At 63.8% G+C, this 26,062-nt stretch carries 24 protein-coding genes and 1 tRNA gene; 13 read left to right on the top strand and 12 right to left on the bottom strand.

Going from position 1 to position 26,062, the window contains the following annotated elements:
• Nucleotides 1-12: 12 nt before the first annotated feature.
• From PQ627_RS12910 to upp, 3 genes are read right to left on the bottom strand one after another with little or no spacing between them, the layout of a single operon-like run.
• Nucleotides 13-702: an HAD-IA family hydrolase gene (locus PQ627_RS12910; protein WP_274261577.1), complete on the bottom strand. Its 690-nt coding sequence runs from the start codon at nucleotides 700-702 to the stop codon at nucleotides 13-15.
• A 32-nt stretch (nucleotides 703-734) separates the two neighbouring features.
• Entirely contained in the window at nucleotides 735-1,112 is a 378-nt protein-coding gene (locus PQ627_RS12905; protein ID WP_144661547.1) for a VOC family protein, read from the bottom strand.
• A gap of 47 nt (nucleotides 1,113-1,159) precedes the next feature.
• Entirely contained in the window at nucleotides 1,160-1,795 is a 636-nt protein-coding gene (upp, locus tag PQ627_RS12900; protein ID WP_144661546.1) for a uracil phosphoribosyltransferase, read from the bottom strand.
• Between the two features lie 22 nt (nucleotides 1,796-1,817).
• On the opposite strand from upp, the gene PQ627_RS12895 reads away from it, so the two are divergent.
• Complete coding sequence (locus tag PQ627_RS12895; protein WP_274261573.1) at nucleotides 1,818-2,360, top strand: nucleoside deaminase; 543 nt, start codon at nucleotides 1,818-1,820, stop codon at nucleotides 2,358-2,360.
• Nucleotides 2,361-2,394: 34 nt separating this feature from the next.
• Here PQ627_RS12895 and PQ627_RS12890 read toward each other — a convergent pair whose 3' ends face one another.
• From PQ627_RS12890 to PQ627_RS12880, 3 genes are read right to left on the bottom strand one after another with little or no spacing between them, the layout of a single operon-like run.
• Nucleotides 2,395-3,390, bottom strand: a complete 996-nt coding sequence (locus tag PQ627_RS12890; protein WP_274261571.1) for a glycosyltransferase family 4 protein — start codon at nucleotides 3,388-3,390, stop codon at nucleotides 2,395-2,397.
• A complete protein-coding gene (locus PQ627_RS12885; protein WP_274261568.1) occupies nucleotides 3,391-3,789 on the bottom strand; it encodes a 6-pyruvoyl trahydropterin synthase family protein in 399 nt (132 codons plus the stop codon).
• A 3-nt stretch (nucleotides 3,790-3,792) separates the two neighbouring features.
• Complete coding sequence (locus PQ627_RS12880; protein ID WP_274261567.1) at nucleotides 3,793-4,794, bottom strand: zinc-dependent alcohol dehydrogenase; 1,002 nt, start codon at nucleotides 4,792-4,794, stop codon at nucleotides 3,793-3,795.
• A gap of 137 nt (nucleotides 4,795-4,931) precedes the next feature.
• On the opposite strand from PQ627_RS12880, the gene PQ627_RS12875 reads away from it, so the two are divergent.
• Nucleotides 4,932-5,021, top strand: a tRNA-Ser gene (locus tag PQ627_RS12875).
• A gap of 61 nt (nucleotides 5,022-5,082) precedes the next feature.
• On the opposite strand, the gene PQ627_RS12870 is transcribed toward PQ627_RS12875, so the two are convergent.
• A complete protein-coding gene (locus PQ627_RS12870) occupies nucleotides 5,083-5,337 on the bottom strand; it encodes a tyrosine-type recombinase/integrase (protein WP_274261640.1) in 255 nt (84 codons plus the stop codon).
• A 574-nt stretch (nucleotides 5,338-5,911) separates the two neighbouring features.
• A complete protein-coding gene (locus PQ627_RS12865) occupies nucleotides 5,912-6,616 on the bottom strand; it encodes a DUF3800 domain-containing protein (protein WP_274261565.1) in 705 nt (234 codons plus the stop codon).
• A gap of 468 nt (nucleotides 6,617-7,084) precedes the next feature.
• Here PQ627_RS12865 and PQ627_RS12860 point away from each other — a divergent pair, with 468 nt between their 5' ends.
• Nucleotides 7,085-7,660, top strand: a complete 576-nt coding sequence (locus tag PQ627_RS12860; protein ID WP_274261563.1) for an SRPBCC family protein — start codon at nucleotides 7,085-7,087, stop codon at nucleotides 7,658-7,660.
• Between the two features lie 268 nt (nucleotides 7,661-7,928).
• On the opposite strand, the gene PQ627_RS12855 is transcribed toward PQ627_RS12860, so the two are convergent.
• Nucleotides 7,929-8,930, bottom strand: a complete 1,002-nt coding sequence (locus PQ627_RS12855; RefSeq protein ID WP_274261562.1) for an HNH endonuclease — start codon at nucleotides 8,928-8,930, stop codon at nucleotides 7,929-7,931.
• A gap of 267 nt (nucleotides 8,931-9,197) precedes the next feature.
• On the opposite strand from PQ627_RS12855, the gene PQ627_RS12850 reads away from it, so the two are divergent.
• The 5 genes from PQ627_RS12850 to PQ627_RS12830 all read left to right on the top strand — a co-directional run bounded on the left by PQ627_RS12850 (nucleotide 9,198) and on the right by PQ627_RS12830 (nucleotide 17,265).
• On the top strand, nucleotides 9,198-9,818 hold the full coding sequence (locus tag PQ627_RS12850) for a hypothetical protein (RefSeq protein ID WP_274261559.1): 621 nt from the start codon (nucleotides 9,198-9,200) through the stop codon (nucleotides 9,816-9,818).
• 107 nt (nucleotides 9,819-9,925) lie between these two features.
• The gene (locus tag PQ627_RS12845; protein WP_274261556.1) at nucleotides 9,926-10,663 is read left to right on the top strand and encodes a YcnI family copper-binding membrane protein; all 738 of its coding nucleotides are present in this window, start codon (nucleotides 9,926-9,928) and stop codon (nucleotides 10,661-10,663) included.
• A 101-nt stretch (nucleotides 10,664-10,764) separates the two neighbouring features.
• Nucleotides 10,765-11,412: a DUF4232 domain-containing protein gene (locus PQ627_RS12840; RefSeq protein ID WP_274261554.1), complete on the top strand. Its 648-nt coding sequence runs from the start codon at nucleotides 10,765-10,767 to the stop codon at nucleotides 11,410-11,412.
• A gap of 56 nt (nucleotides 11,413-11,468) precedes the next feature.
• Nucleotides 11,469-16,442 (top strand): DNA glycosylase AlkZ-like family protein, encoded by a 4,974-nt coding sequence (locus PQ627_RS12835; RefSeq protein ID WP_274261552.1) that lies wholly within the window; start codon nucleotides 11,469-11,471, stop codon nucleotides 16,440-16,442.
• Nucleotides 16,435-17,265 (top strand): DNA-formamidopyrimidine glycosylase family protein, encoded by an 831-nt coding sequence (locus tag PQ627_RS12830; protein WP_274261550.1) that lies wholly within the window; start codon nucleotides 16,435-16,437, stop codon nucleotides 17,263-17,265. The genes PQ627_RS12835 and PQ627_RS12830 overlap by 8 nt, the downstream gene beginning before the upstream one ends.
• A gap of 209 nt (nucleotides 17,266-17,474) precedes the next feature.
• Here PQ627_RS12830 and PQ627_RS12825 read toward each other — a convergent pair whose 3' ends face one another.
• Nucleotides 17,475-18,737, bottom strand: a complete 1,263-nt coding sequence (locus PQ627_RS12825) for a ricin-type beta-trefoil lectin domain protein (RefSeq protein WP_274261548.1) — start codon at nucleotides 18,735-18,737, stop codon at nucleotides 17,475-17,477.
• Between the two features lie 297 nt (nucleotides 18,738-19,034).
• On the opposite strand from PQ627_RS12825, the gene PQ627_RS12820 reads away from it, so the two are divergent.
• The 3 genes from PQ627_RS12820 to PQ627_RS12810 are packed head-to-tail and all read left to right on the top strand — an operon-like array spanning nucleotide 19,035 to nucleotide 22,680.
• Nucleotides 19,035-20,927 carry a glycosyltransferase family 2 protein gene (locus PQ627_RS12820; RefSeq protein ID WP_274261546.1) on the top strand — a complete coding sequence of 631 codons (1,893 nt, stop codon included), beginning with the start codon at nucleotides 19,035-19,037 and terminating at the stop codon, nucleotides 20,925-20,927.
• 54 nt (nucleotides 20,928-20,981) lie between these two features.
• On the top strand, nucleotides 20,982-21,419 hold the full coding sequence (locus PQ627_RS12815) for an STAS domain-containing protein (protein WP_274261544.1): 438 nt from the start codon (nucleotides 20,982-20,984) through the stop codon (nucleotides 21,417-21,419).
• 1 nt (nucleotide 21,420) lies between these two features.
• The gene (locus PQ627_RS12810; protein WP_274261542.1) at nucleotides 21,421-22,680 is read left to right on the top strand and encodes a glycoside hydrolase family 26 protein; all 1,260 of its coding nucleotides are present in this window, start codon (nucleotides 21,421-21,423) and stop codon (nucleotides 22,678-22,680) included.
• A gap of 19 nt (nucleotides 22,681-22,699) precedes the next feature.
• Here PQ627_RS12810 and yczE read toward each other — a convergent pair whose 3' ends face one another.
• Nucleotides 22,700-23,329 carry a membrane protein YczE gene (gene yczE, locus PQ627_RS12805; protein WP_274261541.1) on the bottom strand — a complete coding sequence of 210 codons (630 nt, stop codon included), beginning with the start codon at nucleotides 23,327-23,329 and terminating at the stop codon, nucleotides 22,700-22,702.
• Between the two features lie 61 nt (nucleotides 23,330-23,390).
• Here yczE and yczR point away from each other — a divergent pair, with 61 nt between their 5' ends.
• Complete coding sequence (gene yczR / locus PQ627_RS12800) at nucleotides 23,391-24,839, top strand: MocR-like transcription factor YczR (RefSeq protein ID WP_274261539.1); 1,449 nt, start codon at nucleotides 23,391-23,393, stop codon at nucleotides 24,837-24,839.
• A 70-nt stretch (nucleotides 24,840-24,909) separates the two neighbouring features.
• Here yczR and PQ627_RS12795 read toward each other — a convergent pair whose 3' ends face one another.
• Nucleotides 24,910-25,404: a DUF4188 domain-containing protein gene (locus PQ627_RS12795; RefSeq protein WP_274261537.1), complete on the bottom strand. Its 495-nt coding sequence runs from the start codon at nucleotides 25,402-25,404 to the stop codon at nucleotides 24,910-24,912.
• 75 nt (nucleotides 25,405-25,479) lie between these two features.
• On the opposite strand from PQ627_RS12795, the gene PQ627_RS12790 reads away from it, so the two are divergent.
• Nucleotides 25,480-26,055 (top strand): TetR/AcrR family transcriptional regulator, encoded by a 576-nt coding sequence (locus PQ627_RS12790; protein ID WP_274261534.1) that lies wholly within the window; start codon nucleotides 25,480-25,482, stop codon nucleotides 26,053-26,055.
• Nucleotides 26,056-26,062: the final 7 nt, after the last annotated feature.

The following is a 26,062-nucleotide window of genomic DNA, read 5'->3' as shown; positions in this document are numbered from 1 at the left end:
GACCGAACCTTGCTAGAGGGTCAGCGTCAGGAGGTGGCCGCCGTCGTCATCCTTCACAGCGGTGACCGTCACCGCCGTGTAGTCCGGGATCCGCCACATGCCCTCTTCCAGTTCGCCGCCGGAGTCACCGACGACAACGGTGCGCATGCCTGCCGCGCGCGCAGCGGCAATACCTGCGGGCGCGTCTTCAAAAACCACGACATCGGCCGGTTCGGCTCCCAGCAGCGCGGCGGCTTTGAGGTATCCCTCCGGATGCGGCTTGCCCTGGGTGACGGATTCGGCAGTGACGGTGGTGGACGGCATGCTGAGCCCGGCAGCCTTCATCCGGATTTCCGCCAGGATGCGATCCGCCGAGGTGACCAACGCGATCGCCTCATCCGGCAGTCCCGCAAGCAGGGCCTCAGCACCGGGAAGCGCGATCACGCCGTCGGTCCTGGAACGCTCCATCTCGCCAAGTTCTGCGGTCAGCGCCTCCAGATCAGCGTCTGCGGGCGCGTAACGGCGGATAGTGTCCCCTGCCTGGACGCCGTGGGAGGTGCGAAGAATCTCGTCGTAGTCCAGGCCGTAGCGTTCGGCGAACTCCAACCACACCTGCTCCACGATGGCCGTCGAGTCCACCAACGTCCCGTCCATGTCGAAGAGGACGGCACGGACGGTCAGCGCGGGTGGTTCGATGGCGGAATTCGCGGCGGGGTGGGTCATGGTTCCATCCTGCCGTACCTGGCGGGAGTTACTCACCCATTGGGCCGCTGAGGGAGGTACTGGACCGCCCACTTGTTGCCATCCGGATCCGCGAAGTACACGAAGTGGCCCCAGTCCTGGATGTCGATGTCGCTGACGTCCACGCCGTTGGCTTTGAGTTGCTCGTGCGCTTTGTTGATGTCAGCCACCACGATCTGAAGCGACGGTGCCGAACCTGGAGGCGCGTCGTTCAGGCCTTCCCCGATAGCGATGGAGCAGGCGGAACCCGGCGGAGTCAGCTGCACGAAGCGGATGCCGTCCGTAGGACGCTCATCGTAATCGGCGTTGAAACCAACCTTGTTGACGTAGAAATCCTTCGCCCGGTCGACGTCGGACACGGGGACAAATACCAGTTCAAGTTTCCAGTCCATGCGCCACAGGCTAACGGGGCCGGCAGGAAACCGGTAGGGGTCTCCCTCTAGCCGGCCACGCCGTACAGGCGGTCGCCGGCGTCGCCCAGGCCCGGCACGATGTACGACTTTTCGTTGAGCTTCTCATCAATCGAGGCCAGCACGATGTTGACGTTGGCGTCGGAGAGCTCTTCTTCCAGCTTGGCCAGGCCTTCGGGTGCTGCCAGCAGGCAGATGCACGTAACGTCCGAGGCGCCGCGCTTGAAAAGGAACTTGATGGCCTCGCGCAGGGTGCCGCCGGTTGCGAGCATGGGATCCAGGACGAAGATCTGCCGGCCGGTGAGGTCCTCGGGGAGGCGCTCGGCGTAGGTAATGATATCCAGGGTTTCTTCGTCGCGGGCCATTCCCAGGAAGCCGACCTCCGCGGTGGGGACGAGCTTGGTCATCCCCTCCAGCATGCCCAGCCCTGCGCGCAGGATGGGTACCACCAGCGGCGTGGGCTTGGTGAAGGCGGTGCCGATGGTCTTGGTGACCGGGGTCTCGATCTCGACCGGCTGCGTCTTGACCTCGCGGGTGGCTTCATACGCCAGGAGGGTGACGAGTTCTTCGGTGAGTTGCCGGAAGACCGGTGAAGGAGTGTTCTTGTCCCGCAATACGGTGAGCTTGTGAGCGACCAGCGGGTGGTCCACGACGAATGTGCGCATCCCCCAAAACTATCATTGAGACATGAGCGCCACCGAGCCGTATCACGCAGATCACTTGGCCTGGATGGGCCTTGCCCTGGACGAGGCCCGGTTGGCGTTGGAGACGGACGACGTGCCGATCGGCGCCGTCGTGTTAGGGCCCGACGGCGGGGTGCTGGGTTCCGGCCGCAACGAACGTGAGGCGCACGGGGACCCGACCGCCCATGCCGAAGTCGTCGCGATCCGGCAGGCGGCCGCTGCGCTGCGGCAACGCGCCGTGGATTCCGGTGCCTCCGGTGCTGGGTGGCGGCTGGAGGACTGCACCTTGGTGGTGACCCTCGAGCCGTGCGCCATGTGTGCCGGTGCGATTGTGTTGGCCCGTATTCACCGGGTGGTTTTTGGCGCGTGGGATGAGAAAGCCGGCGCGGCGGGCTCTGTCTTCGACATCCTGCGCGAGCGCCGCCTCAACCACTGGGTGGAGGTCTACCCAGGGGTCCGGGAAGACGAGTGTTCAGCGCTCCTTAGGGACTTCTTCGCCGCGCACCGCGTGCCCGGCTCCGCAGCCGCCCCGCGAGTTGGCAGTTAATGACAATCCGGCGGCCCGGGATTGTCATTAAGTGTCATCTCGGTGGAGCTTCCAAGGCGTCCAGGACGGTCCGGGCGGTGGATGCCCAGCTCTGCAAACCGCGCCGGGCTTGAAGGGCGTTGCTGCGCCAGGTCTCTTGGAGGGCCTCGTCCGTGAGCCAGGCCCGGAGTGTTCCCGCCAACGACTCTCCCGGGTCCCACACCGTTCCCGCGCCGCTGTCGCCCAGCGCCTCCACGGCACCGGTCCCCTGCCTCACAATCACCGGGAGCCCGTGAGCCAGTGACTCCGTCACCACCATCCCAAACGACTCCGACTGCGAGATCAGTACACTCAGGTCCGCCCGACGCCACTGGTCCTGCAACGCCTGCCCAGTGAGTTCGCCGGTGACACGGATGCGGTCCTGCAGACCGTAACGCACGACGGCGGCCCTCACCTCGGCCGCGTACGCCGGGTCGGCTTCTTCCGAGCCGATGAGGGCTGCCGTCCAGGGGAGATCTGTGATCTGGCTTAGGGCTTCGATCAAGAGTGTTTGACTCTTGTTCGGCAGGAGGGCCGCGACGGACACGATGTGCTTGGGCTTGGAGCCCTCGCCGATGTCGGCCGGTTCGGCCCCCGGCGTGGCCACCACGATGTCCAGCGAGCCATGCCTTGCCTGCAGTCCCGCTGCTGAGTGGGCACTCGGGCAACTGATCCCCGTCGCCGCTGCCAACGCCTTCGCCTCAAGCCCGGGATGGTCCGCCAACGCCATGTGCGAAAGGATCCACACCTTGGTCCCGGCCTGCACCGCGCCGGCGATCTCTTCCGGAGCCCCACTGGCAACCAAGCCGTCGGCAATCACGGTGGTGCCGCCGTCGAGCGCTTGCGCGAACCGCTGCCGGTCCGCGGGGCCGCCGACTGGCCAGTCGCCGTCGACCGTTACTGTCTCGACCGTCGCGCCGAGGGCAGTCAGGTGTTCGGCAAGTTTGGCGTTGTATTTGTTGCCGCCGGAGCCGTGCCGGACGTTGCCGGGGACGAGGAAGCGGATGCGCACTTACTTGGCCGCGAGCTCCAGCGAGTAGCCCGCCCAGGCGTCGGGGTTCTCGCGGAGGACGACATCGATGCCAGCCAGCGCCGGTCCGTCCTCGGTGCCCTGGATCCGGGTGGCCATGGCGTCCGCGATGTGCTTGGCGAGGGCCTCGGTGGTGGAGAGCTTGCCCTTGAAAGCGGGGTGCTCGTCCAGGTTCTTGTAGTTCAGGTCTTCGAGGATTTCCTCCAGGATGCCGCCCGCGGCGCCGATGTCCAAGACGATTGCGTCGTCGTTGAGTTCACGACGCCGGAAGCTGACTTCGGCAACGAAGGTGGCCCCGTGGAGGCCTTGGGCCGGGCCGAACGCTTCGCGGGGAAGGCTGTGGGCGATCATGAAGTGGCGTCGGACGGTCAGGCTGAACATGTATTAATCCTCCGGGTTTGGATACGCGACCACGTGGCAGAAACCGCCGGGCCGTTCAAGCAATCTAGCGAGTGTTGCGGGCAGGTTTTGGAACTGGCATTCACTGGTCAGGAACGTGTCGAACAGTGGGTCCTTGAGCTGGGCGGCCGCTTCCTGCAAGCGCTGCGCATTGGTCCGCCGGTGCCTGCGGGGCAGGGCCACCGCGCCCACCTGGCTGGAGCGGATGTTCAACCTGCGGGCATGGAAATCCTCGCCGAGCGGCAGGGTGACTTCCTTGTCAGCGAACCAGGAAAGCTCAATCACGTCAGAGTCATCGCCGGCCAGTTGCAGGCTCAGTTTGAGGCCGTCGTTGGAGGCGGAGCAGTGGAAGACGATGTCGTTGTCGTTGTCCGCGTTGTCAGGCTCGGCGAATTCGATACCCAGCTTGTCGGCGAGGCTCCGTTTCTCCGGGTCCGCGTCCACCAGTTGCAGGCGACCCAGTGGATACTTGCGCAGCAGCGTCGCCAGGACGCCGCCCACCAGGCCACCACCGACGACGGCGACCCGGTCGCCCAGCCTCGGCCCGGCTTCCCAGATGGCATTGATGGCGACTTCGACGATGCCCGTGAGCACCGCGCGGCGCGCGGGGACATCCGCGGGAATGGGAGTCAGCTGGCTGGTGGGGACGACGTAGAAGTCCTGGTGCGGGTGGAGGCTGAAGATGGTCTTGCCGAGCCATTCGTCCGGTCCCTGTTCGACGACGCCGACGCTCAGGTAGCCGTACTTGACAGGGCCGGGGAACTCGCCTTCCTGGTGCGGGGCCTGCATCAGATCGGCTACGCGCTCGGGAACACGGCCCTCGTGAACCACCCGCTCAGTGCCCCGGCTGACCCCGGAGTACAGGGTCCTGACCAGGGCTTCTTCTTCTGTGGGGTTCTCAATGGCTTCGGGGCGCAGTTCACCATCGCCGGACTTGGTGACCCAGTAGGCGGTGGCTTGGTGCACGTGCTCGCGAGGAATAGTCATGGTACTTACGAATCTAGTAGCGGGGCGCTTCGGATGGAAGTTGGCGCTGTTTCGCGGGTGTCTTGGGGGTGTCTCTGCTGGGGTCTTGGGGTCTCGTTTTGGGGAACCGGGTCCAACTCCGGTACCCTATTTCAGTTGGTGACGTGTCCGAGCGGCCGAAGGTGCAACACTCGAAATGTTGTTTGGTGTAAAAGCCAACGTGGGTTCAAATCCCACCGTCACCGCCAATGAGAAAGGCCCTGCTTCCCTTTGTTTATGAGGGAGGCGGGGCCTTTTGCTTTGGCCAAACTACTGGTTTGCCCACATTTTGGCCATATTGACCAGGGAGACGGCGTGACCTAGGGCGTCTGAGACGGCGTTCAAATCCCCGTCAAAGAGGTCCGCGTACACCTCCAGCGTCATCGCGGCCGAACTGCGCCCGAGCATCTTTTGGACAGCCTTCACGTTGGCCCCGGCCGACACGGCAAAGCTAGCCGCGGAGTGCCGAAGGTCGTGGGGTCTAATCCGGGGAATGCCAGCCCGGTCACTGCACCGGCGAACCAGCTCATATTGTCGTCAAGCACACGGGCAAGTCCCCTTTAATAGCCGTCATTGCCAAGGGTCACAGGTCCTCGCCCCTTTCCCATACATTGTTGAGCCGGCCGTTCAGCCAAGACAGTGCGCTTCTTGTTACTTTTGGGCGTCCCACTTCAATCACCCCCGATTTGGACCCGCGTTCTCTTTGATGATGAACCGCCGACGGCGCCTGTCCAGATGCCTCACATGGAGAGCCGTAGCCTCGCCCAACACAGCCCGCAATAGGCCAAGACTAGGACCAAATGTTGGATGCTTACTGTCTTAGGCCAAGAAGTGGCCCTGCGCATGAGTGAGCAGATCAGCACTCCAACGCTGGACCGCGGTCCTCCAAGATTCTGATTCTGATGTGCCTCGGCGGTCGAATCAAGAGTTAGGTGTGTCCAGGACTAAGCGCCCACATGAACCCCTCAAGAGGTCCTTGCACCCACCGTCCATAATTGCTACTGTGATGAACGCAGGACGCGGAAACGTCTCCCGCATGAACCGAAACCCCGCTGCATGAGCACGGGGTTTCGCGTTTTAAGCCAACACTTCTGCTAGGTCACGGCCAGACGTAGCTCCACCTCGTTGCTCTGTCCAGATTTCCCTTGATGTCCTTCATGGCTCTCTTGGCATCCGGATGCTTCTCCGTGATGGTGACTGAGCGATTGGTCAAAAACGTGGCCATGTCGGCCGCCTGGAGTAGCCGGCTGTGGTTCGACGGGCCGAAATAGATGGTGTCTATGAGGTCCTTCAAGGCGATACTCGTAAATCCTCGCTGAGCAGCGGCTCTCATACCCCGGAACCTAGTCCTGCTATCTGGTGCTGTGTGATGCTCGTCCGCCAGCACCAGAACACTTTCGTCAGTGTGGTCAAGGTTGAGGACATGCTGGACGGACTCGAGTGCGTGCGAGAGTGCGAGGGCATGGGCTGGATGTGGGTTTGTGTACCTATCGCTGAGCTTCTGGACATCGATTCCACGGAATACGAATTTCGCGCCTGAGTCGTGTATGGCTTTGGCGACTTGCTTACAAACCTTAACGGTGAGCCACACCGGGACGCCGTCCCAGCCCTCCTTTTGGTGGAAGACTTCATAGCCATGAAGCTCCGTAGCAGGATCAAAACCAGGGACAGCAGCGGCAACATCCGCGACAATCTCATCTAGGCTCTTCTCAAGCTTTCTTGCTTCAGCAGCGCCCACCATCAGTGCGCCCATGTAGTAAAGCTCACCGCCCCGAGCGGATTCATCTAAAAAGGCAAGGATCATGGGGTGATCCTATAGATAGCAAAACGAAGTTACTAAACAGCTACTTGTCTTAGGGTGCTCAGGAACCTGCATCGGAGCGGTGGTGGAAGGGGCAGGAACCTGCAACCCCATCTGGTTTGGTGCCGGTGCGGGGTCACACTGCTCCACCCAACAACCCGTACGGCCTTTTGTGCCGTGCTCCCCTTGGCACTCTCCCTGCTGATGCGGCCGCGATGCCGACTTTGACCCCGCCGTAATCTTGAGTATCACCGGGCGCGATGCGTTTCGGGCCAGCCTGTAGCCTCAGCAATACAAGAATCCGCAATAAATTTCCGAAACCCCGTCCTTGCCAATCCACCAAACCCCCTGAACGAAATCGGCAACATACTTCCGGTTTTCCACCTCGTAGTGACAGCCGCCGCAGCGCTGTACATTATTCTCGGATGCCGCAATGACACCCTCGGAGCCGCACGGACGGTGGAGGCAACAATGGCCGGGTCGACCAGTAAGACAAGTAAAAGCACCGACTACGAGTTCCAGACGGTGTGGCGTGTCGCGGGGACGCGTGAGGAAGTGGTGGATGTCCTTGGAGATGCCAGCACCTTGCCGCAGTGGTGGCCCGCAGTGTACCTGGATGTCACGCCGGTCAGCCCTGGGAAGCCTGACGGCACCGGCAACGCAGTCGACCTGCATACCAAAGGTTGGTTCCCCTACACGCTCCGTTGGCGGCTAACGCTTACAGAACCAGTCTCGCTTCACGGCTGGACCTTCACCGGAACGGGCGACCTCAACGGAACCGGGGCCTGGAAGTTTGAAACGGACGGTCCCGAGGTGGTCGTTACGAACGGCTGGCGGGTCAGCACAGCCAAACCCCTCCTTCGCAGACTGAGTTGGCTCCTCAAACCTGCGTTCTCGGCGAACCACCACTGGGCCATGGCCCGAGGTGAGGAAAGCCTGAAACTTGAGCTCCGGCGTCGTAGGTCCACCACAGATCGGGCCAGCGTGCCTCCACCACCCGGACCCACCTTCACCTCGCGGCGCAACCTTACACAGGAAGGACGTTGACGATGCCCGAGTCCCCCAGGAATAGCGTGGCGTAGAGGTGTTGCTCAGGGAGTGGCAGGCCAGGCCAGTGGCATGAGGGAGCAGGTAGGTAGCGCGCACGGTGGCGCTAGTATCAGCGACACCACGAACTAGAAAAGCCGCTATCTGGCTTGAGTGGCGGCTCGGCAACCCGAACACTCTGAGAGCGCATCGTCGTTAAAATCCTTTAGCTCGACTGAGGCCCAGCTGCAGATACTTTCGCCGATGAGAAGTCTACGAGCAGAAAAGATCAAGCGAGCAATTTTGCTCCCTTTGTACGGTTGCAGCGCCAGCAAAGCGTCTGAAGGTTTTCTGGAATGCTGAGGCCGCCTTTGGACACCGGCACAATGTGGTCGATTTCGAGCAACAGGTGTGGCTCCATGGCAACGGACACACCGCAGCGCTGATTCTGGCAGGTGTGTCGGTCGCGATCCTTAATCCAGCTGCGAAGACGAGCTGTCATCAATGCGCGCTGCCCAGCAGCGGATTTTGCCCATCGTATCTTCTCGACAAGAGTCTGCGATATCGCGTCCAACGTCGGCGTGTTGAGGACGATATCCACCTTCTGCCCCGTGTTACCACCCGCTGAAACGTACTGAAACTTGTATTGCGGGTACGGCACAGTGATCGGTGACAGATGCACGCCGACCAAGTTCCAGAATTCGGCCGAATACCTCATCAGGATAAAGGCAGGCGGTTGGATGCGTCCGACGATCTCGGCCTCCCTATTGCGGACATTTTGGACGGCCTCTTCAAGGCGGGATATGTCGTCGGCTACTCGCTGGATGTCAGCCAAGGTCTCCTGATTGGCCTTGATGTTGAAGTATTTCATCAAGTACTTAATTGGATCGATGCTCGCATTACGCACAACCTGCAAGGATGCGTTGTGAACATGGGGAGCATACTCGACGACATTCCGGTCGCGACGGTTATTCCAAGCGGACGTGTTTTCGAACGTCGCCAAATGAGCGTATTGACCGGTCGAAGAGGCACCAAGCTCGAATGATCCCTTCGAACGGATCTCTGCAACGTAGTTCACAACTTCGTTGTGTTCGGTGACGAGAGCCGCGACGTCGGCACGCAAGGCTTTGAATTGATCCGAGTTAAAATATCGATCCTTACGCACCTTCCAGATGATTGGGTTCGCTATCAAGATGACGGCGAGGCCGAGAAGCAGTCCTGGGCCCCCGAGTGCTATCGCAAGAAGGATCGGCCCCGCGATGAGCAGCAAAATAAAAAGTGGTTTCGGCATAGCATGTCCCCCTGTACCCGTTCGTTTCAACGCTCCGAAATGTCCTAAGCGTGACTAATGCTATTGCCCACCACCGACATTTTGAGTCGAACGGCTCTCGAGAGGCTCCGGTGGCGTTATCTCTCTGTTTGAACTCGACACGTGTCGCACTAATGGTGGAAGGCAGCAGGAAGCCGTAACCTACCCATCCGGGGCCGGACCGGCGCCGAACTCCCGATAGAATCAAAACGCCTCAACAGGCCAACGCGATAAGAAAAGGGAGGACCCGTGCGCACTTCACAGCTCCGGGCACCCTTCCATGCGTTGCGGTCCGGCGCGATCGCGTTGGTCATCGTGGCATTGGCGGCCGGTGCGCACGTTGTTGGCGGCGGCTTGCTGCCCATGGCCCCGGTCCTGTTGGCGCTGCTCGCCCTCACGGCGTTGGCCACCACGTTGGCAACCCGGTTCAAACTGAACGTCGTCACCATGGCAGCGCTCCTGGGCGCAGGGCAGCTCGCACTCCACGAGGCCTTCACCGCGCTCGGGCCGGTAGCCGCCGGCACAACCGCAGCGGCGCACCACCTCGGCAACGAGCCACTGACCCCGGCCCTGCACACAGTCACGGAACACACCCACGAGGTTGGCACCACACTGGGCGTGCTGATGCTGATCGCCCACATCGCGGCCACGGTTGGGTCGTCTATCGTCCTGGCCAAGGGCGAGGACGCTTTGTGGCAGCTCGCCGCGTGGCTGCGCCCGCTTGTCGCCCTGCCCACATTGCTCTTCAGGCCCGACGCCGGCGCCTCACCTGTCGCCGTTGGCGCACCTGACGCTTTCATCCCCCGCCCCTGGCGGAACCTTAGGCAAGACAGCCGCCGCGGCCCGCCCGCCGTCGTCGTACTTCCCTAGTTCCGCCCGGCACCAAAGCCGCAAAGCAAGCACAAGCCTTTGCCTGGTGACGGGCTCTAAACCCGTACCCCGCGCCGCCTCAGAAGGCGCACCCGAAAGGCAATCCCATGAAGAAGTCCTCGCTCCGCCGTACCCTCTCAGCCACCGCCGTCGCCGGTGGTACTGCAGCCCTGATGATGGCAGGAATCGCCGGCGCTTCGGCCCACGTCTCGGTGGATCCGAACAAAACCGCGGCAAACTCCTACGCACTGTTGACGTTCAGCGTTCCCCACGGCTGCGGCACGTCCGGCACCACCAAAGTGGCCATCAACCTCCCCGAAGAACTGACGGATGCAACCCCTACGGTGAACCCCAACTGGACCGTGGAGAAGGTGACCGAGAACCTCGCCGAGCCCAAGAAGCTGGAGGACGGCACGTCCATCACCAAGCGCACCAGCCAGATCGTGTACACGGCAAAAGCGCCGCTGGATCCGCACATGCGTGATGCCCTTGTCCTTTCGGTGAAGCTTCCGGACGCCGCCGGCAAGACCATCTACTTCCCCACGTACCAGACCTGCGAAACGGGCAAGACGGACTGGATCGAAATCCCCAAGGACGGCCAGAGCGAGGACGATTTGAAGTCGCCCGCACCGGCCATCTCCATCACTCCGGCAGCAGCGTCGGGTGACCACCACGCGGCGTCCACCGAGTCCACGGAGCAGGCAGCAGCAGTAAGCGACGACGGCTCGCAGGCCCGAAGCTGGGCCGGCCTGATCGCCGGCATCGCAGGCCTCGGCCTGGGTGGTGCGGCGTTCTTCCGCAGCCGCTCGGCGAAGCCTGCTGCCGTGAAGGCAGAGACGAAGTAACAGCGCAGGTGGCGCCCGGAAGATCACGATCCGGGCGCCAATCCGCGCTGTAACCCGTGGCTGAATTGACTAGGGCCACCGCCGGGGCAAGGCTGGTGCCCATGTGGACTCAGCGCATCAAAACCGGTCTTGTGACGACGACGGCGGCCGCCTCGCTGCTGCTCCTGGCGGCTTGTGGACCAAGCCCCAGCCCTGCGGACTCGAGCAGTGCCCCGCCAACATCTTCCACTCCTTCGCCATCTTCAACGTCGGCCTCTCCCACTCCGTCGGCCACGACCACACCTTCGCAGCCACCGACCACGGCACCCACCTCTGCCCCTCCGGCAGCAGTCGGACAGTGCAAGGCCGACTCCTTGACCGCGACCACCGATTCCACCGGCGGCGGCGCTGCCGGAAGTGTCTACGAGAAGCTGATCCTGACAAACTCCGGAACGGCACCCTGCATCATCGAGGGTTTCGCGGGAGTTTCCCTGACGGCTGACGCGAACGGCGGGCCAATCGGCGAACCTGCAACGCGCGAGTCCACAACCCCTGTCACCAAGATTGAGTTGGCTCCGGGCAAGGCCGCCTGGGCTGAAATCCGCTACACGCAGGCCGGCAACTACGGTGATTGCACCAAGGTCCCCGCGGCTGGCTTCCGCATCTACCCGCCCAACGACACGGCATCACTGTTCGTCGACGAGCCCCACGACGCCTGCAGCAACGCCGGCATCAAGCTGCTGACCGTCACCGCTTTCCAAGCTGTTTGATCCCGTCCCCCACGGTTCCGGCTTATTCTGTCGGAGCCGTGGGGCATGATGGATGAATGCAGGAGCCGCAGGCGCCCAATGGCGCCATCAGCCGTTTCAGCCAGGCAACCAGGGAATGGTTCCTCGGCGCTTTTTCCGAGCCCACACCCGCCCAGGATGGTGCCTGGAACGCAATCTCCTCGGGTTCACACGCTTTGGTCGTCGCGCCAACAGGCTCCGGTAAAACGCTCGCGGCATTCCTGTGGGCCCTGGACAGGCTGCACTCCACCCCCGCTGACACTCTCCCTGGCCTTGAGTCTGTGCCTGCCAACGGCAAAGGGCGGGCCAAGCGCCCCAAAACCAAAACCCGCGTCCTGTATATCTCGCCCCTCAAAGCGTTGGGTGTCGACGTCGAACGGAACCTTCGTTCGCCGCTGATCGGCATCACGCAAACGGCGAAGCGTTTGGGGCTTCCGGCGCCTCTGGTGACGGTCGGTGTCCGCTCGGGAGATACGACGGCGGCAGACCGCCGAACGCTGCTGACCAACCCTCCGGATATCCTCATCACCACTCCGGAGTCACTCTTCCTGATGCTGACCTCCCGTGCCCGGGAAACGCTCAGCGAGGTGGACACCATCATCATCGACGAGGTGCACGCGGTCGCGGGCACCAAACGTGGCGCCCACCTGGCGGTTTCACTGGAACGCCTGGACGCTTTGCTGCCGAAGCCTGCCCAACGGATCGGACTTTCGGCCACCGTCCAGCCCCGGGAGTTGGTGGCCCAGTTCCTGGCCGGCCAGGCTCCTGTGGAAATCGTCGCGCCCCCGTCCAAAAAGAACTGGAACCTCACGGTCACTGTGCCTGTGGAGGACATGTCGGACCTGCAGGGTGCGGCCGGCGCGTTCGACTCCGGCCCGGCCTCCGGACTCCAGCCACAGGCGTCCATCTGGCCGCACGTGGAAGAGCAGATCGTGGATCTTGTCCTTTCCAAGCAATCCACGATTGTCTTCGCCAACTCCCGCCGGCTCTCCGAGCGCCTGACGGCCCGGCTCAACGAAATTTATGCCGAACGCCAGCTGATGGCCGTGGGCGGCAGCGAATGGGGGGCCTCTGAGGCAAACCCGGCTGTTCCTGCTTCCACGGCAACCCCAGCACACATGATGGCGCAGGCCGGCAGCACCACCGGGGCAGATCCGGTCCTTGCCCGCGCGCACCACGGCTCTGTCTCCAAAGACCAGCGGGCCATGATCGAGGACGACCTCAAGTCCGGCCGCTTGCGTTGCGTCGTAGCCACTTCATCGCTGGAACTCGGCATCGACATGGGCGCCGTTGACCTTGTGATCCAGGTGGAATCCCCACCCTCGGTGGCCAGCGGCCTGCAGCGCGTGGGACGTGCCGGACACCAGGTGGGCGAGATATCCGAAGGCGTGCTGTTCCCCAAGCACCGCGCAGACCTCCTGCACACCAGCGTCACCGTGGAACGAATGCTCAGCGGCCAGATTGAGCGGTTGAGCATTCCGGCTAACCCCTTGGACATTTTGGCCCAGCAAACGGTGGCCGCCACGGCTTTGGGCAGTATCGACGTCGAAGAGTGGTTCACTACCGTGCGTCGCTCCGCTCCCTTCGCGAGCCTTCCGCGCTCGGCGTTTGAGGCCACGTTGGACCTGTTGGCCGGACGATACCCCTCCGACGAGTTCGCTGAACTCCGTCCACGGATCATCTGGGACAGGCACGCCGGAACCATCGAGGGACGGCCCGGCGCCCAACGCCTTGCCGTGACCTCCGGCGGCACCATCCCGGACCGCGGCCTGTTCGGCGTGTACATCATCGGCACGGAAGTCGAGGGCTCCTCCTCCCCAGCCGGCGGGGACGGCAGTGAACCCACGGCTTCTGCCCGCGCTGCGAAGGGCGGCCGCCGCGTCGGTGAGCTTGACGAAGAAATGGTGTACGAATCCCGGGTAGGCGATGTGTTCGCCCTCGGCGCCACCAGCTGGAAGATCGAAGACATCACCCATGATCGCGTGCTGGTCTCCCCCGCTTTCGGCCAGCCGGGCAAACTCCCCTTCTGGAAAGGAGATTCCCTGGGCCGCCCCGTCGACCTCGGCAAGGCCTTGGGCGCGTTCATCCGGGAACTGTCAGCGGCAGATGAGGCACCCGCCATGGAGCGCTGCCAAGCCAGCGGCCTGGACACCTTCGCAGCCAGCAACCTCTTGCAGTACCTCAGGGAACAAAAAGAAGCCACAGAGATCGTCCCGAGCGACCGGACCCTGGTAGTCGAGCGTTTCCACGATGAACTCGGCGATTGGCGAGTGGTCCTCCACAGTCCCTTCGGCATGCCTGTCCACGCACCGTGGGCGCTGGCGGTCGGACAACGCCTGCAGCAGCGCTATGGCCTGGACGGTTCCGCCATGGCAGCTGACGACGGAATTGTGCTGCGTGTGCCCATGATGGAGGACGAGCCGCCGGGAGCCGAGCTGTTCCTCTTTGACCCGGAAGAACTCGAGCAGATTGTCACGGCCGAGGTTGGCGGCAGCGCGCTGTTCGCTTCGAGGTTCCGTGAATGCGCTGCCAGGGCCCTGCTCCTCCCCCGCCAGAATCCCGCGAAACGGCAGCCCTTGTGGCAGCAACGCCAGCGGTCAGCACAGTTGCTGGATGTCGCCAAGAAGTACCCCTCGTTCCCCATCGTGCTTGAAGCTGTGCGTGAATGCTTGCAGGATGTGTACGATCTTCCTGCCTTGAAAGACATTGCGTCGTCCGTGGAACGCCGGGAACTTCGCATCGTCGAAACCACCACACAGCAACCCTCCCCCTTCGCAAAGTCGCTGCTGTTCGGCTATGTGGCCCAGTTCCTATACGAGGGCGATTCCCCGCTGGCCGAACGCCGGGCTGCAGCCTTGGCCCTGGACTCCACCTTGCTCAACGAACTCCTGGGCCGTGTGGAACTCCGGGAACTGCTTGACGCTGCAGTCATCGACTCCACCGAAATGGAACTGCAACGGCTCGCCCCGGACCGCCGTGTCCGTGGGATGGAGGGGGTCGCGGATCTCCTTCGCCTGCTGGGCCCGCTCAGTGTTGAGGAAGTAGCGGAACGGCTCCAAGGGACGGAGCAAGCGGAGGCTTCCCCCGGGCTGGCAGCGATGGATCAGCCGTTCGACCCCGAATCACCGGATGAGATCGAGGAAACCCCTTCGGTCGCGCCACACGGCACTGCCGCTGAAGCTACTGCCCACCTCGTTGCCCTGCACAAGGCCAACCGCGCGCTGAAGGTGACCATTGGCGGCGTCGAACGCTACGCGGCAGTGGAAGACGCTGCCCGGCTCCGCGACGCTATTGGCGTTCCGCTCCCCATGGGCGTTCCCCTGGCCTTCATCGAGCCGGTGAACGATCCTTTGGGCGACCTCGTTTCCCGCTATGCCCGTACCCACGGACCGTTCACGGCAGCGGAGGCCGCAACGAGGCTGGGACTGGGCGTCGCCGTCGTCAATACCGCACTGAAGCGTCTGGCCGGAGACGGCCGGGTGGTCGAAGGCGAGTTCCGCCCCCACGCGGTTGCCGAGCAGCCCAGCGAGGGTATTGAACCGGAACTCATGAGCCTGGACGCTCCGCCGTCCAGCGAGTGGTGCGATGCCGAAGTGCTCAGGAAGCTCCGGCGTCGCTCCCTTGCCGCGCTGCGGGCCGAGGTGGAGCCGGTAGACACCGCCGCCTATGGCCGGTTCCTCCCCGCCTGGCAGAACGTCACCGCGCCGGGCAAGTCCAGAAGCCAGGCGCTGCGCGGTCTCGATGGCATCATCACAGCAGTGGACCAACTCTCCGGAGTACCCATTCCGGCGTCGGCGTGGGAACCGTTGGTGTTGGCAAGCCGGGTGGCCGACTACAAGCCCGCCATGCTCGATGAACTCATGGCCGCGGGCGAGCTCCTCTGGTCCGGGGCCGGATCCCTGCCCGGCAACGACGGTTGGATCAGCCTCCACGTGGCCGACTCCGCCGAGTTGACCCTCAATCCGGACCCGGAGTTCGAGCCCGGTGATGCCCAACAGCGACTCCTTGAACACTTCAGCGCCGGGGGTGGCTACTTCTTCCGGCAGCTGACCGAGGTTGCAGGCGGCATGGATGCAGTGCTCAGTGATGACGCCGTCGTCACCGCGTTGTGGGACCTGGTGTGGGCTGGACGCGTCACTGGAGACACCTTCGCTCCCGTGCGGGCCATGATCTCCGGCGGAAAGACAGCCCACCGGCAAGTTGCCAAAGCTCCACGGGCAAGAACGCCGCGGATGAGCAGGCTCGGCCGCTCGCACGGAACAGGGTTGCTTGGCTCGCCGGGCCTCACCGGCGGACGATATGGGTCGGTGTCGGGAGGCATCGCACCTGCGCCGCCGTCCGCCGTCGGCCGTTGGTCTGCCTTGCCCGCTCCGGAACTGGACCCCACCATCCATGCACGGGGCACGGCAGAACTGTTGCTCGACAGATACGGTGTGGTGACCCGCGGATCCGTGATGGCGGAGAACATCCTTGGCGGCTTCGGCCTCATGTACAAGGTGCTGGCCCGGCTGGAGGAAGCAGGCAGGTGCCGCCGCGGCTACTTCATTGAACACCTGGGAGCGGCCCAGTTCGCCGTGCCGGCAACAGTAGACCGGCTGAGGTCCTTCACGGAGGACGCCCGCATCGCAAAGGCCGAACCTGTGGCGCTGGCACTCGCGGCTACGGATCCGGCCAACCCCTACGGTGCTGCGCTCCCCTGGCCTGCGTTGGCGGTCGACGCCGGTTCAGGCCACCGCCCCGGAAGGAAGGCGGGCACGCTGGTAGTGATGGTCGACGGCGCGCTGGTCCTTTACGTCGAACGCGGCGGCAAGACGCTGCTCACCTTCAACCAGGACGAGGCCGTGCTGGCAGTTGCAGCACAAGCGTTGGTGGACGTGGTGCGTCGCGGCGCGGTGGACAAACTCTTCATGGAGAAGGTCAACGGCCACGACCTCCTGGAGACCCCGATCGCGGTTGCGCTGGCGGCCGCGGGCGCTTACTCAACTCCGAAGGGACTGCGTATCCGTGCCTGAAGGCGATTCCATCTGGCGGGCTGCCCACAGATTGCACGAGGCCTTGGCGGGCCAGGTCATCACGGCTTCCGACTTCCGCGTGCCCCGCTTCGCCACACTGAATCTCGCGGGCTGGACCATGACCGAGGTAGTTCCCAAGGGCAAGCACCTGCTCATGCGTTTGACCGGCCCCGAGGACACTGAGCCCGGGGCAAGCCGGAAACCCCGTGCACTGACCATTCACTCCCACCTCAAGATGGAGGGAAACTGGATGATCTACCCGCCGGGAGGCCGTTGGACCAAGCCCGGCCACACGGCCCGCTGCGTCCTTCGCACGCCAAGCGCTGACGCGGTGGGGTTCTCCTTGGGCATCCTGGAAGTAGTGCCCACGGCGGAGGAAGACAAGATCGTAGGACACCTCGGCCCGGACCTCCTTGGACCGGACTGGGACGAGGACGAGGCACTGCGCAGGCTGAAGGCAGAGCCGGACGTTACTATTGGGTTCGCCCTGCTGGATCAGCGGAAACTGGCCGGCATCGGCAACATCTATCGCTGTGACTCATGCTTTTTGTCCGGAGTTCATCCTGCCCTGCCAGTGGGCCAAGTTCCGGATCTGACCAAGATCGTCCGGGATGCCAAACGCCTCTTGGGCGAAAACCTCGGCCCGGGACGCCGGAGCACCTTGGGCCCACGCGCACTGCGCCCCGGCTATTGGGTCTACGGCCGGGAGCGTCAACCCTGCAGGCGTTGTGGAGCCATGATCCGGCGCGGCCTGCTCGCAGGCCCCGACGGCACGGAAGAACGCGATATCTACTTCTGCCCACGCTGCCAGCCCGCCCCGTAACCCGCCAGCGCCCGTTTATCTGCAGCGCCCGTTCGAAACCGCGGCCCGGCCGGGAACTTGATCTCCGTCCGGCCGGGCACAGCGGTAACCGCCGCGACGGCGACGCGCGCCCGGCGCAAGGTCCCGTCGACTACTCCAGGAAGCTCCCCAGCCGCCCCAGCAATAGTCGCCGGACCCGCACTTGCTGCGCGCCGCCGTCGGACGTTTTTCTACGCCATCCGCCACCATTTCTGGTTGGCGGAACCGGCGCAATCCCATAATTGCAGAGGCGAACCATTCGCGGACCCCCAATCCGCCACATCCACGCATTTGTTGGACTGCGGATTAACCAAATCTCCGGCGGAGGTCAACACGAATTGTTGCGCTGCGTTCCCATTGCATGTAGCCAGCTGGATGCGGGCTCCATTGGCAGTGGAGCCCCATGCCACATCCATGCATTTGCCCAACGATCGAACCGTTCCATTGCTGGCGAAAGTCCATTGCTCCGAGGCAGAGGCGTCGCAATCCCACAATTGCAGTTGGGAACCGTCGACGGCCTGCCGCCCGGCAACGTCGATGCATTTGCCGGCATAGCCCTGGATTCGGACAGAGGCCGGCGTGGCCGGTGACGACGGTGCGGCCCCAAGTTCGTAGACGCGGACGTAGTCCACCAGCAGCGACTGCGGAAACACCGTCCCTGCATCCGGAGCGCCTGGCCAGTAGCCGCCGACGGCGAGATTCAGCAGGAGGAAGAAATCATGGTCGAAGGCCCACACCCCGGAAACCGCGGCCGCGCTCTTTCGTGAGTAGGCAATGCCGTCGATGTACCACGTGATCGAGTCCGGTCCCCAGTCCACGGTGAAGGTGTGGAATGCGTCGGCCAGCGCCTTTCTGTTGGGAAGGGTGTAGCTGCCGTTGGCCGAGTTGGCGCCGGAATAGCCCGGGCCGTGGATGCTGCCCCAGACCGTGCCGGGTTCCTTGCCGACGTTTTCCATGACGTCGATCTCGCCGCTTGTGGGCCAGCCGTCGGTGAAGACGTTGTTGCCCAGCATCCAGAACGCGGGCCACATTCCTTGTCCCTTGGGCAGCTTGAGACGGGCTTCGAAACGGCCTTGGGTCCGGCTGAACTTCCCTGCACTTGTAAGGCGCGCGGACGTGTATTGGCATGGTCCGTAGTGGCAGGAGTAGCCCTCGGGATTTTCCCGGCGCGCCGTGATGGCCAGGTTTCCCTTGCCATCCAACGCGGCGTTGCGCGTACTGCCGGTGTAGTACTGCAGCTCTCCGTTGCCCCAGCCCGAACCTCCCGTGTCGTGAACCCATTTGCTGTTGTCCGGGGCGGTCCCTGCGGGCCCATTGAACTCATCGCTCCACACCAATGCACCAGAAGCGGGCATGCCACCGGCGGCCAGCGCCGGAGGCTCAGGAGCGATGAGGGTCGCCACGAGGGTAAATCCGACGATGACCATCGCCCAGGGCGTGAGTCGTCGCTTCATGAAGGCAACTCTGACGGCCCTTTCATACGGAACGCAAGAGCTTTTGTCGTGACACGCGAAACGTCACTGGAAGGAAATAATCAACGCGAAAGTACTTAGCAATCCCGTAACGGCGACGAAACGCAGGCGAGAGAAAGTGGGATAAGGAACTTCCGTTCGCAACTGAATTCCTTCCGCTGAGCATCGACGATGCATGCTCAAGGCGCGTCAGCCGTGTCCTCCCACATTTCGCCGTGAAGGCGTCCGGACACCCTGCCGCGCCTTTGCCTTTTCCCCAGCAGTTACCGGAGGCTAAATATGGGCATTCGCCAGCAAATTTTGGTCAGGATCCTTGCGGTCCTGGTGGTGTCTTTTGGATTGATCTACATCAGTTGGCGTTGGTCAGGGACCGTTGCGTGGGATGCGTGGTGGATCTCCCTGCCGCTTGTCGCCGCTGAGACGTACAGCCTGGGCGAGTCCACGCTGTACGCGGTCGCCATGTGGAACGCACGACGGCGGCCACCGCCCCCGCCTGCCCTGCCGGGCAGGACCGTGGACGTGTTCATAGCCACCTACAACGAACCCCTCGAGCTCGTCCTCAAGACCGCCATCGCGGCCCGGGACATGGAGTACCCCCACGAAACCTGGATCCTGGATGACGGGAACCGCAGCGCCTTTGCGAGCGCAGCCCGGCAGATCGGCGTCGGCTATATCACCCGGGGGCCAGAGTGGGACGGCCGGCAGCGCTTCGCCAAGGCCGGCAACGTCAACAACGCCCTGTCCATGACCACGGGTGAATTCGTGGCCATCCTGGACGCGGACCAGGTTCCGGAGCCCCGGTTCCTTGACCGCGTCCTGGGCTACTTTGATGCCGAGGAAGTGGCCTTCGTACAGACCCCGCAACATTTCTGGAATGTACCGGACCGTGATCCCCTGGGCAGCCAGGCTGAGCTGTTCTATGGACCCATCCAGCAGGGCAAGGATGGGTGGGACGCCGCGTTCTTCTGCGGCTCGAATGCTGTCCTGCGCAGGGAGGCCCTCATGGCCCTGGGCCTTACGCGCTACACCCGGACCGCCACTGAACACACCTGGAGTGCATTGCGCCGGGGCCGCTCGCGTTTGCAGGATCTCCTGGGTGAGCTAGGCCGCCGGCATCCGAATGCGATGCCGGTGGTTGAGCAGGCGCTGGAGGCGATCAGCCGTGCGGAGCAGCAGCTTCGCCGCGGTGAAGTCCTCGCCGAGATCACCTTCGAGCTCAGGGTCTCGTTCCATACGGCGGCGTTGGCTGTTCCGGATGCCATGGACGACGTCGTGCCGGAGCTTGATGCGGTCCTCGAATCGGTGGACGTCGCCCACACCGACCAGGCATTGGCCATCCACCCGATGGATACCACCACCATTACGGAGGACATGGCCACGGCCATGCACCTTCACGCCATGGGCTGGGGCAGCGTGTACCACCACGAGGTCCTTGTCCACGGGCTGGCCCCGGAAGACGTGTCCACCATGCTCTCGCAGCGGCACCGTTGGGCAGCCGGAACCATGCAAGTGTTTTTCAACGACAACCCGTTGTTCCTTCGTGGGCTGACGCTGGCACAACGGCTCATGTACTTGGGCACCATGACCAGCTACCTCAACGGCTTCGCGGCCCTGAGCTACATCGCGGCACCGGTAGTGTTCCTGCTTGCCGGCACCTATCCCCTGACGGCAAGTCCTGTGGTGTTCTTTTGCCTGTTCCTGCCGTTCTTTGTCTCATGCCAGCTCTTGTTCCAGGTTGCCGGCAAAGGGTCCCGGGGTCTGTGGCGCGGCCAGCAGTGGTCCTTCGCCCTGTTTCCCACCTGGATTGCTGCCACCTGCTCGGGTGCTGCGGCAGTCTTCCTGGGCAAGCATCTGACGTTCTCTGTCACGGCCAAGAGCAAGCAGGCAGCGGGCCACGGCTTCCGCCATGTCCGGCTCCAACTGGTGGCGATGGCCATCCTCATTATCTCCTCCGCGGTGGGCATAGCCCGTGCAGCTACTGCGGCGGCACCGCTTTATCCCACGCTCATCACCCTCGCTTGGGTTGCCCTGGACCTTGCGCTGCTCAGCGTGGTCATCGGGGCCGCCCGGTACCGCGGACCGGGAGAAGAAGAAGTAGATCCGATGCCCGTGCCCGCCGAACTCTCCAGCCTCCTTGGCACAGATTCACTCGCCCCGCCTGCCAGGCGCTGACCCGACAAACCCACAAATAAACGCCGTTCCATCCCCCAGCAAGGAGCGACCATCATGTCCACGCTTTCCCATGTCTCACACGCCACGCCAACATCACTGAAATCATTCGACCTGATCCTCGATGGCGCCTTGGACGCAGCAACGGTCCTCGCCATCCGGCACGACTCCGCCAAGGCGGCAACCGACGGGCCCATCCTGGTCCTGTTGGACGTGACCGCAGTGACGGCGGTTGGCGCTTCCGGCGTCGTCGGGCTTTTGGAGGTGTTGCACCTCCTGCGCGCCCGCGGCGGAGATTTGCGCCTCTTCGGCAGCTCCGCGGCGCTGGAAGACACCCGCCTTCAGGCCCATCTTGGGCAGGTCGCCCGCATCTACGAAAGCCGGGAAGAAGCCGTCGACGGCGGCTGCACACCAGTGCGGGCACGTCGCCTGACGCCCCGGTTCGGTGTGCGCAACCTCTTCATGCGACGGCATCGCACCTTTGGTTGGGGCTGACATGGCCCGGACCTCCACAATGATGCCGAACCCGTCCCGGCAGAAAGCAACGCCTCCCACCTTCGCCGGCCATCCCAACCGCAAACGCCGACGCGCGAGCCTGCTGGTCCCTTTGCTCGTGACAGCCCTGGCGGCTACCGGGCTGGGCTTCGCCTCCAAGGAAGTAGTCCCGATCGTCCAGGCACTATCGCTGTGCAAAGCCGGTGACGCGGCAGCGATCATCCCCAAAGACGGCGTACTCCTGGGGGTAAACCTGGACTGGCACTCCGAAACCCTTGCCGAGCACACACAGAATCTGGGGCACAATCCCGCGGTGGTGGTGCAGTTCTCCGACATCCCCTACGACGACGAAACGTGGTCGCACACCACCAACGCCGTCACCCAGGTCCGTGCCGCGGGCGGCGTGCTGCTCCTGACGCTTGAGCCGCACGGCGGCTTGGCGACCATGAGCGACGAAGTCATCGACAAGCTGGCCACCGACTTACGCGCCATCAACGATCAGGGGACGCCCGTCGTCGTACGCTTTGCGCACGAGATGAACGGTTCCTGGTACGCCTGGGGCCAGCAGCCAATCCGCTATGTGGAAGTATTCCGCAAGGTGGCCGCTGCAGTGCATACCAAGGCGCCGGGCACGTCCATGATGTGGGCGCCGAACTACGGGGGCGGCTATCCTTTCACCGGCGGGCAGTACGCGGCCCGTCCGGGCTCCCAGGATTTCGCCGCGCTGGACACCGACCACGACGGCACCCTCACCATGGCCGATGACACCTACGCGCCCTACTACCCCGGGGATGACGCAGTGGACTGGGTGGGCGTCTCGCTGTATCACTGGGGGAACCAGCGGCCCTGGGGCAACAACGACATCGCCGAGCCCGGGAAATTCCTGGCGATGCTCACGGGAACGTACAACGGCACGGCCGGCAACGACAGTCCGGTGCCCGATTTCTACCAAGTGTACGGCGTCGACCATAACCGTCCGGTGGCCATCCCGGAGACAGCGGCGATCTTCACTCCCGCCCGCAACGGGGCGTCGGAACTGGACGTCAAGCGCACCTGGTGGCGCCAGGTCTTCTCCGCCGAAACCCACCAAAAGTACCCGCAGCTGAAAATGATCAACTGGTTCGAGTGGAAGAAGTACGAGATCGAGATTAACGACGACGTCGACTGGAGGAGCGCAGGATCGCCCGCCATCCGGGACGCGCTGGCTCAGGACCTGCCGGATTGGTTGCGGTACGGCGAGGATTTGGAGGCATGCCGCTAGGTGCCATCAAGGACTAGGTTCAGGCAGCGGTTGCGGCCTCCACGGCTTCCGTGGGGGCCGCTGCCTTTGCCCGCTCGGGCACCATGAACCTTGGCAGGAGCACTTGCACGATCGGGCCAATTGCCAGTGCGTACACCACAGTCCCGACGCCAACGGAACCGCCCAGCAGGAAGCCAACAGCAAGGACAACCACTTCAATTCCGGTGCGGACCAGCCGCACCGACCATCCGGTACGCCGCACAAGGCCTGTCATGAGGCCATCGCGGGCGCCGGGGCCAAGCCGGGCACCGATGTAGCAGGCCGAAGCGATGCCGTTAAGGATTACTGCGCCAGCCAGCATCGCGATCTGTCCACCGAGATGCGAAAACTCCGGGATGAGCCACAGGCCAAGGTCCGCGAAGAGGCCCACCAGAACAGCATTGGCAATGGTTCCTACACCCGGCATCTGCCGGAGGGGAATCCAGAGCAGCAGCACCAGGAAGCTGACCGCGATGACCACGACGCCAATGCTGTAGCCGGTCTTGCCGGCCAGGCCCTGGTGGAAAACGTCCCAGGGGTCCAAACCGAGACCGGCCCGGATGAACATGGCCAGGGAGATTCCGTACATTGCCAGGCCGATCAGGAGTTGCGTGATTCTGCGGGTCATCATGACGTACATCGTCCAGCAAAACTGGCCTTGTATTCCATAGCCAGTTTGGAATACTGGCCTGATGGCCCCGTCACTGAATCCCACCGCACTCCTTCGCCTTCTGGGCCACTGGAACACCGGTGCCCTGCCCGCGTACCGTGAGCTTGCCGACGTCGTGCGTTTGCTGGTGATGGACGGCCGCATCCCGTTGGACGTCGCGCTACCCAGCGAGCGAGCACTTGCACAGCCACTGGGCGTCAGCCGGACGACCGTCACGGCGGCGTATGCGAGCCTCCGCGAGCAAGGTTTCCTCACGGCGGGTCAAGGCAGCCGCGGGCGGACCTGCATCCCCCACCGCACCGCCCCTGCCAGCATGCCCGGCCTGGCCGTACCGGAAGGGCTCCTTGATCTGGCCTACGCCTCCTTGCCCGCGGCCGGTGAAGCAGTCCACCGCTCGTTCGCTGACGCGCTCACCGAACTTCCAGCGCTCCTGCCGGGGTTCGGGTACGACGCCGTGGGCGTCACTGCCTTGCGCGAAGCGATCGCGGACAAATACACGGTCGACGGCGTTCCAACCACCCCCGGGCAAATCCTGGTCACGTCCGGGGCGCAGCACGCGCTCAACATCGTGCTGCGTACCCTGGCCGGCAAGCAGGACCGGGTCATGGTGGAACACCCCACGTATCCCAACGCACTGGACGCTATTCGCGCTGCGGGATGCCGGATCCTGCCCGTGGCCCTGCCGCCGGACACCTCTCCCGCCTGGGACATCGACGCGATGGTGGCAGCCATGAGCCAACAGCGGCCCGCTATGGCCTACCTGGTTCCGGACTTCCACAACCCGACGGGGCGCATCATGTCCGACCTCCAGCGGCGGAGGTTGGCACGCGCGGCAGCAGCCGCGGGCACGGTGCTGGTGGTCGATGAAACGCTGCGTGGACTAAACCTCGACGGCGTCCGCACCTCCCCGATGGCTGCGTTCAGTTCCGCCGTGGTTTCGATCGGGTCGCTGAGCAAGTCCCACTGGGCCGGCCTGAGGACCGGCTGGATACGGGCGGACGAGGCACTGATCCCGCGGCTGATCGCGACGAGAACCGTCATGGACCTGGGTGGACCCGTCGTGGAGCAGCTGGCCGCAGCGCGCCTGATCAGGTCGTTTTCCGAACCCCTTGAAGCCCGCCTTGGAGAGCTCCGCCGCAACCGGGAGTCGTTGCTGGGCCTGCTGGAGCAACACCTGCCAGAGTGGGACGTGGAAAGGCCGCAAGGTGGCCTGACCGTGTGGTGCCGGCTGCCGAGCCCTTGCAGCACAGCCCTCACGGTGCTGGCCCCCGATTTCGGCGTGCGCTTGGCAGCGGGTCCGCGCTTCGGCGTGGGCGGGGCGTTCGAGCACTACCTCCGCGTCCCTTTCACACTGGCCCCTGAGCAACTCGAGGTTGCCGTCCTGGCCTTGCGTGCGGCACAAGAGAAGCTCGACAGTTCTCCCCAGTTGCGCCGGACCCTCAAACCTGGGCGCCCAACCGCCGTCGCCTAACCTCCCGCCGCTGCCCAACTAGGGGACAGCTCTTGCTCCAATGAGGCTCCGTAGCGACGTTTGCTGTCCCCTAATTGGGTGAGGTGGCCGCTGAACGCATCCGCTGCTTTGCGGTGTTGGTGCCCGGGCCAACCGGAACATGCGATGTCGCCTTCGCCAGCCCGAAGGCCGGCATGCCGTTGTACACCACTTCAATACCCGACGCCGGCACCTGGTACGTTTCGTGCCAGACGCCGACATCGCCGCTGCCTGCGATCTCCTTCATGAACTTCCGCCACGGCCCAAGGTGGGGCGAATCCCGGTCCGCAGCAAAGCGCCTCAAGTGCTCCGGGCTTTCCCAATAGCTCACGATGATGGTGGTGCGCCCGAACCACTGCTCACTGCCGAGCAGTCCCGCGTCGGGATTGGTGGCCAAGTGCTGCATCATGGCGGGCATGGCCGAGGCGACCTGGGCCACGCGGCCAATCTTCCACCACCTGTTGGCCCGCATACCGATGAGGAACACGGTCACTTCGCTGCGCCCGACGTCCGCCGTAAAGCGGCCGGGGAAGATTTCCTGTGCCATGGCAATCCTTTGCTAGTGGATGTAACCCAGTTTCATAACGCCGTTATGAAACAATGTTATGAAACAATGGGACGCATGGCAAGACCCATCGTCCACGATCACTTGGTCCAGCAACGGCTGCTGGCAGTCACCGCCGATCTCGTAGACCGGGACGGCCCTGCCCGGGTTACCCTGCGCGACGTCGCATCCGCCGCAGAAACCTCGACGTCGGCCATCTACTCGCTCTTCGGCGGCAAGGCCCAGCTGCTGACGGCGGCCATCGACGACGGCTTCCGATCGTTCGGCGAATCCCAGCGGGAGGCGGCGGCCGGCGGCCTGCCTAACCTCGGTCGGGCTTATCGCACCTGGGCCTTGGAGCATCCAGCCCTGTACCGGCTCATGTTCGGCGGCGCACTGGCGTCCTATGTCGAGTGCAGCCCGACGCCGGATGTCGCCTCCGACTCGATGCTCCCCCTTGTTGAGGCGGTCACCTCAGCGCAGGACGCCGGCAGGCTGCGGGCCGGCGACCCGATGGTGGTCGCGATGGCCATCTGGGGCCAGGTCCACGGCCTGGTGAGCCTGGAGTTGGCGCAGATGAACCAGCCGGACACGGACTGGGCGGCCATCTACGATGCCGCCCTGGAAGGAGTGGCCCGCGCCTGGGCTCCCTGAGGAACCC

The organism is Paenarthrobacter sp. AB444 (assembly GCF_028736865.1).
GTDB classification, from domain to species: Bacteria; Actinomycetota; Actinomycetes; order Actinomycetales; family Micrococcaceae; genus Arthrobacter; species Arthrobacter nicotinovorans_B.
This window is presented reverse-complemented; position numbering and strand designations above follow the sequence as displayed.

Excerpts from the sequence above, each read along its gene's own strand:
- PQ627_RS12910 (WP_274261577.1), bottom strand. The coding sequence starts at position 702 with ATGACCCACCCCGCCGCGAATTCCGCCATCGAACCACCCGCGCTGACC.
- PQ627_RS12905 (WP_144661547.1), bottom strand. The coding sequence starts at position 1,112 with ATGGACTGGAAACTTGAACTGGTATTTGTCCCCGTGTCCGACGTCGAC.
- upp (WP_144661546.1), bottom strand. The coding sequence starts at position 1,795 with ATGCGCACATTCGTCGTGGACCACCCGCTGGTCGCTCACAAGCTCACC.
- PQ627_RS12895 (WP_274261573.1), top strand. The coding sequence starts at position 1,818 with ATGAGCGCCACCGAGCCGTATCACGCAGATCACTTGGCCTGGATGGGC.
- PQ627_RS12885 (WP_274261568.1), bottom strand. The coding sequence starts at position 3,789 with ATGTTCAGCCTGACCGTCCGACGCCACTTCATGATCGCCCACAGCCTT.
- PQ627_RS12880 (WP_274261567.1), bottom strand. The coding sequence starts at position 4,794 with ATGACTATTCCTCGCGAGCACGTGCACCAAGCCACCGCCTACTGGGTC.
- PQ627_RS12865 (WP_274261565.1), bottom strand. The coding sequence starts at position 6,616 with ATGATCCTTGCCTTTTTAGATGAATCCGCTCGGGGCGGTGAGCTTTAC.
- PQ627_RS12860 (WP_274261563.1), top strand. The coding sequence starts at position 7,085 with ATGGCCGGGTCGACCAGTAAGACAAGTAAAAGCACCGACTACGAGTTC.
- PQ627_RS12855 (WP_274261562.1), bottom strand. The coding sequence starts at position 8,930 with ATGCCGAAACCACTTTTTATTTTGCTGCTCATCGCGGGGCCGATCCTT.
- PQ627_RS12845 (WP_274261556.1), top strand. The coding sequence starts at position 9,926 with ATGAAGAAGTCCTCGCTCCGCCGTACCCTCTCAGCCACCGCCGTCGCC.
- PQ627_RS12840 (WP_274261554.1), top strand. The coding sequence starts at position 10,765 with ATGTGGACTCAGCGCATCAAAACCGGTCTTGTGACGACGACGGCGGCC.
- PQ627_RS12835 (WP_274261552.1), top strand. The coding sequence starts at position 11,469 with ATGCAGGAGCCGCAGGCGCCCAATGGCGCCATCAGCCGTTTCAGCCAG.
- PQ627_RS12825 (WP_274261548.1), bottom strand. The coding sequence starts at position 18,737 with ATGAAGCGACGACTCACGCCCTGGGCGATGGTCATCGTCGGATTTACC.
- PQ627_RS12820 (WP_274261546.1), top strand. The coding sequence starts at position 19,035 with ATGGGCATTCGCCAGCAAATTTTGGTCAGGATCCTTGCGGTCCTGGTG.
- PQ627_RS12815 (WP_274261544.1), top strand. The coding sequence starts at position 20,982 with ATGTCCACGCTTTCCCATGTCTCACACGCCACGCCAACATCACTGAAA.
- PQ627_RS12810 (WP_274261542.1), top strand. The coding sequence starts at position 21,421 with ATGGCCCGGACCTCCACAATGATGCCGAACCCGTCCCGGCAGAAAGCA.
- yczE (WP_274261541.1), bottom strand. The coding sequence starts at position 23,329 with ATGATGACCCGCAGAATCACGCAACTCCTGATCGGCCTGGCAATGTAC.
- yczR (WP_274261539.1), top strand. The coding sequence starts at position 23,391 with ATGGCCCCGTCACTGAATCCCACCGCACTCCTTCGCCTTCTGGGCCAC.
- PQ627_RS12795 (WP_274261537.1), bottom strand. The coding sequence starts at position 25,404 with ATGGCACAGGAAATCTTCCCCGGCCGCTTTACGGCGGACGTCGGGCGC.
- PQ627_RS12790 (WP_274261534.1), top strand. The coding sequence starts at position 25,480 with ATGGCAAGACCCATCGTCCACGATCACTTGGTCCAGCAACGGCTGCTG.